This window comes from Paenibacillus sp. FSL R5-0744, assembly GCF_037972555.1.
Lineage (GTDB): Bacteria > Bacillota > Bacilli > Paenibacillales > Paenibacillaceae > Paenibacillus_AQ.
Window position 1 is genome coordinate 681,679 of sequence record NZ_CP150228.1, and the last position, 12,545, is coordinate 694,223.

Annotated in this window: 9 protein-coding genes; 7 read left to right on the plus strand and 2 right to left on the minus strand. The window is 43.4% G+C overall.

Annotated features, from left to right (window positions below; translation table 11 throughout):
- The first annotated feature begins 23 nt into the window (after positions 1–23).
- The 6 genes from MKY19_RS03095 (at position 24) to MKY19_RS03120 (ending at position 8,627) form a co-directional block, all read left to right on the plus strand.
- A complete protein-coding gene (locus tag MKY19_RS03095) occupies positions 24–1,439 on the plus strand; it encodes a DUF58 domain-containing protein (protein ID WP_339800202.1) in 1,416 nt (471 codons plus the stop codon).
- Positions 1,408–3,792, plus strand: a complete 2,385-nt coding sequence (locus MKY19_RS03100) for a transglutaminase domain-containing protein (protein ID WP_339800205.1) — start codon at positions 1,408–1,410, stop codon at positions 3,790–3,792. The genes MKY19_RS03095 and MKY19_RS03100 overlap by 32 nt, the downstream gene beginning before the upstream one ends.
- Before the next feature lie 160 nt (positions 3,793–3,952).
- Complete coding sequence (guaA, locus tag MKY19_RS03105) at positions 3,953–5,491, plus strand: glutamine-hydrolyzing GMP synthase (protein ID WP_339268613.1); 1,539 nt, start codon at positions 3,953–3,955, stop codon at positions 5,489–5,491.
- A 239-nt stretch (positions 5,492–5,730) separates the two neighbouring features.
- Complete coding sequence (gene deoD / locus MKY19_RS03110) at positions 5,731–6,447, plus strand: purine-nucleoside phosphorylase (protein WP_339800208.1); 717 nt, start codon at positions 5,731–5,733, stop codon at positions 6,445–6,447.
- A gap of 129 nt (positions 6,448–6,576) precedes the next feature.
- Positions 6,577–7,755, plus strand: coding sequence for a phosphopentomutase (gene deoB / locus MKY19_RS03115; protein ID WP_076285858.1), 1,179 nt, complete (start codon positions 6,577–6,579; stop codon positions 7,753–7,755).
- 128 nt (positions 7,756–7,883) lie between these two features.
- Positions 7,884–8,627: a GntR family transcriptional regulator gene (locus tag MKY19_RS03120; RefSeq protein WP_339800211.1), complete on the plus strand. Its 744-nt coding sequence runs from the start codon at positions 7,884–7,886 to the stop codon at positions 8,625–8,627.
- A 103-nt stretch (positions 8,628–8,730) separates the two neighbouring features.
- On the opposite strand, the gene MKY19_RS03125 is transcribed toward MKY19_RS03120, so the two are convergent.
- Positions 8,731–10,308 carry a carboxylesterase family protein gene (locus MKY19_RS03125; RefSeq protein ID WP_339800214.1) on the minus strand — a complete coding sequence of 526 codons (1,578 nt, stop codon included), beginning with the start codon at positions 10,306–10,308 and terminating at the stop codon, positions 8,731–8,733.
- Positions 10,309–10,507: 199 nt separating this feature from the next.
- Complete coding sequence (locus MKY19_RS03130) at positions 10,508–11,392, minus strand: Rgg family transcriptional regulator (protein WP_339268620.1); 885 nt, start codon at positions 11,390–11,392, stop codon at positions 10,508–10,510.
- 272 nt (positions 11,393–11,664) lie between these two features.
- Here MKY19_RS03130 and MKY19_RS03135 point away from each other — a divergent pair, with 272 nt between their 5' ends.
- Positions 11,665–12,399, plus strand: coding sequence for a CPBP family intramembrane glutamic endopeptidase (locus tag MKY19_RS03135; RefSeq protein ID WP_339268622.1), 735 nt, complete (start codon positions 11,665–11,667; stop codon positions 12,397–12,399).
- Positions 12,400–12,545 lie beyond the last annotated feature (146 nt).

Here is a 12,545-nt window from a genome sequence, read left to right on the forward strand (position 1 = left end):
CAAATGTCTGGGCACCCTTTTTCATGGGAAGAATAGATAGTAATAAGTTCCTGAGCTGGGAACAAGTCTATGACCAAAGGATGGGTGTCCCATTGTCCTCTTCATCACTAATTGATCAATTGAAGAAAGATGCCGGAAGTGTCAAAAGCTTCTCTTATCCGCGTAGCCGAAGTGCTCTGATGGAATGGTTAAGGATGCTGACTGTGGCTGGAATTATAGGTGCTTTATATGTTTGGCGAGGAGGTCCGTCTTTGCTGTTTCTCCTGATCGTTGTTGGAGTTATTATGCTCGGTGGACTTATGCTTCAGCTCTCTGGTCCACGGACGATTAAGCTTGTTCGTACAATTACTCCTTCGAGACCGATGGCTGGAAATACACTTCATGTGAAGGTACAGCTGAGCTTCTCTTCTCGGTTGCCTCTCCCTTGGATGACCATTGCCGATTATTGGGGTGATAGCCATCATCAGAAGCTGCTATTTCCTGGATTCAAACGTTCTTTTTCATACACATACACGATTGAAAATTTATCTCGCGGCAATCATCATCTGCTTGGCTGTAGAGTAACTTGGGGAGATTTTCCGGGTTGGTTCACGGGAAGATCTGAACCGGATGGAGGACAGAGTTTTAAGGTGCTGCCAGCGCCTTTATACTTTGGTGGAACTGTACCAGATAGCGGATTTATGACGGGTGACACCTTGTATTCTAGACGGGGAAGAAACATCAGTGATGAGGCTTTGGAATCCAGGGATTATGAGCCAGGAGATCCACTTAGCCGAATTCATTGGAAGAATAGTGCAAGAACGGGAGCGCTGCAGAGCAAAGTTCCAGAACGGGAAAAGGCAAGAATGACCTGTATCGTATTGGCTAATGACCCGCTCAGCTACGAGGTTCCTACAGATGCGCTTAAACCTCGTGGGAGCAGAGACGATTCGCCTCCGGCATTTGAGAAAGCGGTGTCGACAGCGATGGGGCTGATGCTCTCCGCTGAGCGTTCAGGTGCTTATGTTCAGTTGTTTAGCGGCGGTTGGCCAGAAGGTATGGCTAGACATGAAGGGCTGGGTAAAATCCCAGGGAGAGTGCTGGATATTCTAACTGAAATTTCCCTGGATGGCACTAGAAACCTGTCGCTGCTGCTTGATGATGCTTCCCGAGGCTGGATTCCGGGGATGACAGTAGCCATTATCACGGGACGACTAGAAGAGGAATCTGCCAAGGTGATTGCCAAGTTCTTGATGCAAGGTGTGAAGGTGGAGCTTTATTATGCTTGGGACCAATCAGCACCGAAGCAAGGGGAGGCTCGCCAGCCTGGAAGGGGAACTGTCGGAGATAGTTTGGCTCGTCTTGGAGCACGAATGTTTTGTCTGGATGATGCATTGCCAGCATTCAGATTCAGGGAGGTAGAGTTCCATGAATCATCCGGAAAACCAACACTACGGTAAGGGAAAATCGGGTGATACAGAACTGGCTATGAATGGCTTTCAGTTCAACTTGGGGCAAATAGAGAACAGACATGCCGGTAAGCAGAGAAAAGTGCCTCTGTACTATCGTTTGCTGTTCTCTTTGGCCATTATGGGGCTATTTATTGAATGGTTACTCCCTTTATATAGGTCTGCTTTATTAGAAGATACCTCCAAGATGCTACAAGTTCTAATGGTATTGGCGGCAGTATTGCTGTTATGGGGGATATTTCAGATTCCGGGGTGGCTACTGCTAAGTATTCAATTTCTTATTACTGTTTCAGCATGGCTTTACTTATGCAGTGGGGGCGAAGGCATAGGGTGGTTAGGGATTTATGCGGACGAAATTCCGAATGATCTCATTCTGCTTCTTTCTGGACATGTTTCTCAGTTAAGCGAGATCAGCAGGCTTTTGATATTGATTGTAGGTTGGGGGCTATTGGTATCCTCAGTACAGCAGCTTGCACTCTTCCGAGGGAGTACAGTGCTATTCACAGCAGTTACAATCATTTACTTGCTGATCTTGGATATGGGCTTTGACGTCAATACCACAATGGATATTGTGATATCCATGGGTCTTATTTTTTGGATGCACGCGATGAGTGGACTCCTGCGTCTTCAAGAACGTGAGGGAGCTACTACACTGCCTTATGCGCGTTGGGGAGGGCTGACTTTGGCGACAGCCATTGTCGTGATGGCAACAGCATGGTTTGGTGGGCAGCTGCTCGGGGCAAGACCAACCAGCGAGCTTACGTTGCAATCGACATTTCAGAAGCTGCAGACTTGGGCTTCAGGCCATTTGCCAGAAGATAAGGCGTCTAATGCTTCAGGAACAACAGGGTATAGTTCGAATGACGGTGAACTCGGTGCCCCTTTATCCCGAAATACTGAACCAGTCTTTACAGCTATAACTAGCGAGCGTACTTACTGGCGAGGTGAGAGCATTGCTTACTATGATGGTCGCCGATGGATCAGGGGGGGCGAAGAGTTTATGCCGCTTAATCTGTCCGGTATTCCAAAGAATCCTTCATTGATGCTAAGCGGTGAAACTAGGAAACGAACACTTCAGCAGCGGATACAATTTGCCACCCCTTCTTCCGGGGGAATTCCTTTATTCAATGCGGGAATAATAACTGATGTTGAGTCGGTTGAACTCTTGGGCGGAAGTAAATTGGGATATGTGCTGTCCAACATAGACAGAGAGAGTTTTCGTCTGCCTGATTCAATAGGCTCTGCACGGATCACAGAATATTCAGTGGAGTCCTTACTTCCTGAGAGTGATCCAGTACTGCTTCGTGGTTTAAACAGTAACGATCCCCAGGAAATTATGGGCAAGTATTTGCAATTGCCAGATTTGTTACCCGTACGAGTGAGAGATCTGGCGGAGATGCTTACAGCTTCTTCAGGTAACCGCTATGACTCCGTAACTGCCATTAAGGATTACTTACAACATGGATATTCCTATACGTTGAACACAACGGTTCCACCATCCGGATCTGATTTTGTGGATCACTTTTTATTTGAGACGAAACAAGGCTACTGTGTTCATTTTGCAACAGCTATGACCGTACTGCTGCGCAGTGCAGGAATTCCTGCTCGTTATGTCCAAGGCTTTGGGCCTGGGACCTTGCAGGACGATACTATGCCGGCGAAGTATTTAGTCACCCAGGGCGATGCCCATGCTTGGGTGGAGGTCTATTTCGCCGGTGCTGGTTGGGTCCCATTCGACCCAACGCCTGGCCCCGCCCTTGCCGCCGGCTTCGCTGCGCCGGAGCTGCCTGCGGCAGCCTCGCTCGCGCCGCAAGCTGCGCGAAGCGCGGGCCTGCCCGCCCTGCCGATGGCGGGCGGGACCGCTGCCGCGCCGCTCGCTGCCGCGGCGCTGCTTCCCGCCGCCGCTTGGCGCTGGCGGCGTAGCCTGGCTCTGCTGCTGGCCGCGCGCAGCGCCAGCAGCATGAGCCGCGAGAGGCAGCTGCGCGCTGCCTCTCTAGCTTGGCACGGGCTGGCGGAGCGGTATGGACCGCCGCCGCCCGGTGTCACTGGCAGGGAGTATGTGGACTCCCTGCAGATCTACGATGCCGGACTAAGCGAAGCCGTCCGGCAGTTCGTACGCCAGTGGGAGACCCTGGCGTACGCGCCCGCGCCTTCAGCCTTCGTCGCGGCCGATCCCGCGAACGAAATGCCTGCAACGTCTAGAATGTCAGCAAGGTCTATGATATCTGCAATCCCTGCAATGTCTGCGGCGCCAGCATCACCTGCAGAGATCAGCGAGCTTACTACTCATGATGCGTCCGCGTTTATGCGCGAATGCCTGATCATCACCTTCCGGTTAACTTAATCGGTCAGAACAGCTGATGCTGCTATACAATTCCTTCCATGGAAAGGAATGTTCTTCATGAAGTTTAACTCTCTCCTATTATGAGAAGTGTGTTCTCCTTTCCTTGACGATGAGAATTAACCATGAGTATAATGAATCCAATAATCAAGGGAGGCTCGTAATGAATAAGCCAAATGAAATTATCGTCGTTCTCGATTTTGGGGGACAATACAACCAACTTATCGCGCGCAGAATTCGGGACCTGGGAGTATACAGCGAACTTTTGCCGTACAATACGCCAGTAGACAAGATCAAAGCACTTGCACCTAAAGGGATTGTCTTCTCTGGTGGCCCTAGCAGTGTATATGCTGAAGATGCTCCACATGTAGATCCAGCGATCTATGATTTAGGAGTACCGATCTTCGGTATTTGCTATGGTATGCAGCTAATGGCTCACCAACTTGACGGTAAAGTGGAACGCTCCGCTAAACGTGAATACGGTAAAGCCGATATTGATTTTGAAGAAGGTACTGCACTCGTTGCTGGGCTAGAGAGCCGTCAGACGGTATGGATGAGCCATGGTGACCATGTGGTTGAACTTCCAACAGGATTCAAGCTGGATGCAGGAACTGAAAGTGCTCCAATCGCGGCAATGAGCAATGACGAGCGTAAATTGTTCGCGGTTCAATTCCACCCAGAAGTACGTCACTCTGTACATGGTAATGAGATGATCTCGAACTTCTTGTATCAAATTTGCGGCTGCGACGGCAAATGGACGATGGAATCGTTTATTGATGAAGCTATTCAAGATATTCGTAACCAAGTTGGAGACAAAAAAGTACTCTGCGCACTTAGCGGTGGCGTAGATTCTTCCGTAGTTGCAATGCTTATTCACCGTGCAATCGGTGACCAATTAACTTGTATGTTTATTGATCACGGTCTTTTGCGTAAAGGTGAAGCTGAAAGTGTTATGGAGACCTTCGTAGGTAAATTCGATATTCATGTCGTGAAAATCGATGCACGCGATCGCTTCATGAGCAAGCTTGCAGGTGTTGAAGATCCTGAACAAAAACGTAAAATCATCGGTAACGAGTTTATCTACTGCTTCGACGAAGAGTCGGCTAAGCTCGGAGATTTCGCATTCCTTGCACAAGGTACACTGTATACGGATATCGTTGAGAGCGGAACAGCTACGGCACAAACGATTAAATCTCACCACAATGTGGGCGGTTTGCCGGAAGACATGAAATTCAGCTTGATCGAGCCACTAAATACCTTGTTTAAGGATGAGGTTCGTAAACTGGGTGAAGAGCTGGGAATGCCACGTGCTATCGTTTGGCGTCAACCTTTCCCTGGTCCAGGTCTTGCTATCCGTGTCTTGGGTGAAGTAACAGAGGACAAGCTTACTATCGTTCGCGACTCTGACTACATTCTGCAAGAGGAAATTGCTAAAGCGGGATTAGACCGTGAAATTTGGCAATACTTCACTGCCCTGCCTAACATGAAGAGTGTTGGTGTTATGGGGGATGCTCGTACTTATTCCTACACAGTAGGTGTGCGCGCAGTAACTTCCATCGACGGCATGACGGCTGACTGGGCGCGTATCCCATGGGATATCCTTGAGAAAATCTCCGTACGTATCGTTAACGAAGTTGAGAACGTAAACCGCGTAGTGTATGACATTACTTCGAAACCACCAGCAACAATCGAGTGGGAATAGGATCGGTGCAACTATAGATTTCAAAAAAACTCTCTTTTATTTGCGTTATTTAGCAAATAAAAGAGAGTTTTTTTATTTCTCAAGTAAAGGGTTGTGCTGGAGACGCCGTTTTCACAAATCTTTCATGAACACGTTTTGTTGAAAGGGCTTGCAACCCTCGAAAAGTTATGATAAATTGTACTTGTCTAAAAAATAGACAAGATAAACAAGTACATTTTCTACTAAAGGGGCCAATCAAAATGATGACTATTTCCAAAGAGACACCTCATATTAAACCGAACGGGGTAGAGATCGCTGAATCGATTCTGTTGCCTGGTGATCCTTTAAGAGCTAAGTTCATTGCGGAAACTTTTTTAGAAGATTACCAGTGCTTTAACGAGGTAAGAGGAATGTTAGGATATACCGGTACTTACAAAGGGAAGAAAATCTCTGTTATGGGTACGGGAATGGGTCCAGCGAGCATGGGAATTTATTCTTGGGAATTAATCAATGTATTTGGAGTTAAGAATTTAATCAGAATTGGTACCTGTGGTGCAATGCAAGAAAACATTGAGCTATACGATGTAATTTTTGGTATGGGAGCTGCAACGGATTCCAATTATGGTCATCAATATAATTTACCTGGACAATATCCACTAACGGCTTCTTTTGAGCTTTTGGAGAAAGCTAAGAAAATAGCAGATGATCAAGGACAAAAGGTTCATATTGGTAATATTTTATCCAGTGAAATATTTTATAATGCAGATCGGGCAGCTAATAAAAAGTGGCAGGATGTAGGGATTTTGGGCGTTGAAATGGAATCTGTAGCCCTCTATTGGAACGCTATCCAAGCACGTGTAAATGCGCTGTGCATTCTAACAGTGAGTGATCATCTTATTACAGGAGCACAGACCACTTCGGAGGAACGCCAAACTGCATTTACTAAAATGATGGAGATCGCATTAGAGTTAGCATAAATGCTTTCCTTCTATGTGAAACTAATGTAAACGATATAAAGTTTATACAGCATGAGATATTGGAAGCCTATTATGTAAAGTCGTTCCGGTTATATTACTTTTAATTACTAGATAAGGGATGAGAGTAGAATGAAGAAATTTAAACGTGTACATTTGATCGTCATGGATTCAGTAGGCATTGGAGAAGGGAAAGACGCGGATCAATTTAACGATGTTGGCTCCCATACCCTTTTACACATTGCAGAACATATGAACGGATTAAATCTGCCCAACCTGGCCAAATTGGGTCTGTCCAATATTGAAGAAATCTTAGGTGTTCCGAAAGCTGAGAAACCACTTGCTTATTATACTAAATTACAGGAAAAATCAGTCGGGAAAGATACAATGACAGGTCATTGGGAGATCATGGGTTTAAATATTGATCAACCCTTTAATGTGTATCCAAATGGATTCCCCGACGAATTAATTAAACAGATCGAGGATATAACTGGCCGAAAAGTAGTAGCGAATAAGCCTGCAAGTGGAACGGCTATTCTTGATGAATATGGCGAGCATCAAATGAAAACAGGGGATCTGATCGTTTATACCTCTGCTGACCCGGTTCTGCAAATTGCAGCTCATGAAGAAATCATCCCATTAGAAGAGTTATATGATATTTGTGAAAAGGTTCGGGAAATCACCAAAGACCCTGCCTATTTAATTGGTCGTATTATTGCCAGACCCTACGTAGGCCAACCCGGGAAATTTACGAGAACCTCCAATCGTCATGACTATGCCTTAAAACCATTTCATAAAACCGTTATGAATAGCTTGCAAGACGGAGGTTATGATGTCATCGCCATTGGTAAAATCAATGATATTTTCGATGGTGAAGGCGTTACTGAATCCATTCGTACAAAAGACAATATGGATGGCATGGATAAACTGCTTGATGTAATTAAAAAAGATTTCACTGGAATGAGCTTTTTGAATTTAGTTGATTTCGATGCTTTATACGGTCATCGTCGTGATCCGGAAGGCTATGGAAGAGCATTAGAGGAATTTGATAAACGATTAGATGAGGTATTCGATTCCATTCTAGAAGATGATTTGTTAATCATTACGGCTGACCATGGAAATGACCCGACCTTCCCTGGTACAGACCATACTCGTGAGTTTATTCCAGTCCTAGTCTATTCCAAGCAATTAAAGGACAGTGGCGCATTACCTGAGCATGATACCTTTGCTGATATCGGTGCGACTATAGCGGATAACTTTGATGTTGATATGCCAGACAACGGTGAGTCTTTCTTGCCATTTCTTAAATAATTGATATCACATAAAAACCTCCAAAGTTTCTTTTTGGAGGTTTTTACGTTGTGATTGAAGCAGAGAATGACATTCCTTGTCGCTTGAAAAATGATGTGTCATAATGGGGAGAAAAGGACATCAGATGAATGAACACTCATAAACTAGATAAATTGAAACGGCCGCTTTATATCAATGTATATGATGAGCTTCTTCTTCAGATTAACAAAGGAGAATACCTCGTAGGTAGCCAGCTTCCTTCAGAACCGGATTTAGCCAAAAAACTAGGGGTTAGTCGCGCTACTTTACGGCAAGCTTTAGTTCTTTTGCAAGATGATGGATTAGTAAGAAATGTTCGTGGTAAGGGGAACTTTGTACTTGAATCTTCTTTTAAACAAGAGGATACTCAATTAGAGAAACTGAGCAACCCCATGCATAAATGTCATATAAGCGCATTTGACCAAGTAGATCTACATTATCGGCTGGACCCGCAAACGGAACATACCAAACAAGTATTAAGAAGAGATTCAGCTGCAGTTGTAGCTTTGGAACGTTTGTATAGAGCAGGAGGAGAGCTACATGCTTACGCTTTTACTTTTATGTCTATGCAAACAGTAGAGAGGTTATCTTTGGATCTTGATAGTAAAGAGAGAATGCTGGATTTTCTAGAGAATCAGGCTTATGTAGATGCTAACCATGGGAATATTGAAATAAAATATACGCATACCGTTAACTTAGCAGATCGGAAAGATAAATTAATGGGGCAGAACGAGTGCTTTTTGCTACTAGAGACCCTTTACGACAAAACAGAGCCAGATTATCCGTTAATGTATAATAAATTTTATATCCCACAGCAGTTCTCAAATTTAAAATTAAATATGTCTAAAGGTTAACCAATAATAATGGATTAGAAAAACTCCCTTTTATCTGCGACATTTAGCAGACAGAAGGGAGTTTTTTTGACCCGAATCAAAGAGTTTTTCGAGGGGTGATTGCTTAATGCAAAATAAATCCTTCTTCTTCGGCCTCATTGTTTGGCAGGAAAGGCAGCTTCGGGTTCGTTTTCAATAAAGTATCCATCAATGCATGATCAAAATTATGCTTTAATGCACAGTTGCGGTCAAAAATCATGGTAGCCTCATCTCCCGGTTTACATGCCGGCCACTGGGGAAGGGAAGGGATGTTAGGATTGCCATAGCGTGCAAAGCTTACCCATGCCCCACAGATGCGCTCCTCCATCCGATCGGAAACTCCCGGAATGAGGCACACGGGAACACGTTTCGTATTATGGAATACGAAAGGGATCTCAGCGCAATGCCATGCTATCTTGCCGCCCTCAAAAGGAAATTCATAAGCAAATAAGTAGGAGTAGGTAGGAGCTTCCTCGTGTACGGACTTCTTCTCAATAAAGTCCTTGGTTGGAATACGGAAGAAGGTATCTAAGAATAGCAGGTCGGTCAAGTGTTTATCCGGATACGCTTCCCTAAATTGTGTGACAAGCTTCTCCGTAAGACTGCCATACTTTTGAGACAGCATCTCCATGGTGGCTTCCTCAGTCGCGTCCTGCTTGTTAGGAACACCGGGACCAAAAGCGAACTCACCAAATACGCTGCCAATCAATACCGGAATGGTCTTCGCATGCTCGGTAAAGCCCACCTCTCTAGGATCGCCTACATAGAATTCATTAGGCATAGGATTACCGCCAATGTATTCCCCTTGCATTGCGAGTGCTGGTGCAACTTTATTATATGCTGCAGCTAACTGAGGATAAGGAACCGCTTCCAATTTTTCTACTTCTACCTCGCCAAAATTAAGCTCTGTCAACAGTGCCTTTACGATGGCGGTACTATCGGTCTTGCGGGTGTCCAAAAACCCATCAATTAATCCGCTCTGGATAACGCCCTTATGGAACAGGCCGTCTGCTGCGGGAGTATTCATTAGTGTCCATACCTTCATACCGCCACCAGACTGTCCGAAGATGGTCACATTGTCCGGGTCGCCGCCGAAAGCTGTAATGTTTTCCTGAATCCATTTTAAAGCTGCTACCATATCGGCATTTCCGGCATTAGCGGAATTGACGTATTTATCTCCAAAAGCAGACAGGTTCATGTATCCCAGAATATTCAATCGGTGATTTAAGGTTACTACGACCACATCACCGAACTCGCTAAGCTTGTCTCCTTCATAAGCTACCTGTTCAATAGAAGAGCCAGCTGCAAAACCGCCCCCGTGCAGCCATACCATAACAGGTTTTTTGGCCTGCGGTTCAAGGCTCTGAGTCCAGATATTCAGATACTGACAATTCTCATCCATAGGCCAGTAACGGTGAGGAACCAGCACTTCCATTTGGGGCTGATCCTGAGTTAACATGGGAGACACATAACCGTAAGCGAGTGCATCCTTAATTCCCTCCCAAGGCGCTACCTCTGTGGGCATCTGGAAGCGCTTGGCATCTGCGTACTTTATCCCGTGAAAGGTATAAGTGCCGTTGACCTGAAAGCCTCTCATTTTTCCAGCTTTGGTCTGTACAATGGGTTCTGCTGAGGAACATACGAAATTTTTTGCTGTCATCATGGAAATCCTCCTTACCTAAGATAGCCCCATTATAATAAAAGAACGATAGTGAAAAATACAGGAAACTTATCTGCTTTATCCTTATTCTTTGCTTCTTTTCTGGAGGTCAGCAGGTCTGGCCTCAGGATAAGAAAATAATCATGATAAAAAAGTCAAGATGCCCTTATGCAACAGAAATCATCACCACCCTCTAGAAACTCTATTGTAAGATCTGTGACAATATAGACTCTAATGTTTTTGCTTGATAGGGCTCGCCAAATTCATATAATACATCGATTGCTGATTGAGCAAGCTTCGTTCCTTCTTCTTTACTGTTTCTTTTAATTTTAATTAGACCGTTATAATACTTATATACAATCTTAAAGAACAGCGTTTGATATTGAGGACTGCTAATATTATTTAAGTTCTCTAGTAAGATCTCTGCATAGCTTATTTGATTGATCATAATTAATTCGTAAATCATATTGGTTAGCATTACACATATGACATCTCGTCCGCGTTCGTGAGCTTCATATTTTTTCATAGACTTAATAAGCGTTTGAAAGAGTATATCTCTTTGATCGTAATCTATGTAATTTAAAGTATTTGTGAACAGCTGCATTTCTTGGAGGGTCCAGGATTGGAGATTGTTGAGATAGTTAGTGATCGTCTCGATATCTTCTGTCAAAATGACATTCTTCTCAAACTGACCCGTCAAGTTAAAGTGCTTTAATAATCTTATACGAGACCTGACTTCTGCCAGATGAATTTTTGAGGTCAGATCCTCTCTCTGATGTAGCTCTTGATAAATCTCAATTAATGCTTCGAGATCGTTATTGTTTCCAGCTTTGGAATATTTGTTGGTAAATGTATCGTGTTTAGATAGTTTATAACCTCTATAAATGTAGAAAAACTCATCAATCCCCATCATAAGTCGATTTAAAATTTGTTCTAACAGTCTTAATGTGATCTCATGGTTTCCTTTTTCAAATTCAATGGCATATGATTTCGAGATAATATCTAAATACACTTCTTTTTGACTTAATCCCTTATTGGTCCGTATATTTCGAACAACCTCACCGTAGGTATTCAATTCTTTCGCCACCCTCTTATTGAAATCGTGAGCTTTTATTATATTTCAGAGAGAATCTAATTTGATTACGAAATTTTGATATTTGAAAATCTACTCATTGTGGTTTTTTGAGCTACTTGGAAATATTATCAAATAAATCGAATCCGTTGGAAATTTCTTCAATTTAAGGTCCTATTTATAAGACCTTTGTCGTAATGGGACATAAAAGCAATTATGATGTAAGTACGTTAGATGGATTAATGGAAGCATAAGTTTTATATTTCCTTGGAAGGATTTGATTTATTATGAATAATAAAAGTGATTTTTTCAGATTTGAGCGTAAAAATGATGATTTCCCGTTCTACAGTGAACTGTCATCGCCTAGTCTAAATTTGAAGAGCAGCCTCATTTTTCTAGTTTCTGTCGCGGTTGGTTTTGCTCTGTTTCTTATTATGTTTGGAGGTCCCAATGTACAGCCCTTTATGAATGTGATTTTTCCTTTAGCAGCAGTAATCTTTGTGGCACGAAGTCAATGGACATCATTATTCAGAAAATTAGTAGCTAAAGATATTCTTTTGATTCTTGGAACTTACGTTGTAAATTTGATTGTGACAGGTATTGTTGGTTTCCTTATTACAAAATTGTTTAGTACGAGCGCTAATCCCGCAACCGATAGTTTCAATGGTAATTTTGCTGATGCAATTCCGTTCTTCTTGAGAACGATCCCGATGCTGTTTGGTGAAGAATTAATCACGATACTTCCATTCTTGGTCGTGCTATCATTTGGAGTTAAGAAACTTAAGATGAGTAGAAAGTCTGCTATAATTTTAGCCTGCATAGTTTCAGCTATTTTATTTGGGGCATACCATTTACCAACGTATAATTGGAATATTGTCCAAGCTATTCTCGGTATTGGTATTGCACGGATCGTTCTGCTATATCCATATCTTAAGACTAAAAATATATGGACATCGTTTATAGTGCACGTGATGAATGACTGGACAATGTTTGCTTTGGCCTTTTGGGCATCCACTCGCTAATTTTTCTCAAAGGATTTTTTGCGATAGAGTCTTAACAAACACCTGCAACTCCTTATTGAACAAGGGGCTGTAGGTTTTTTTTGTATTCAAAAAAATGTGATAGACGCTATATAGCTGCTCAATATGAATGTGATAAAATGGGAAAA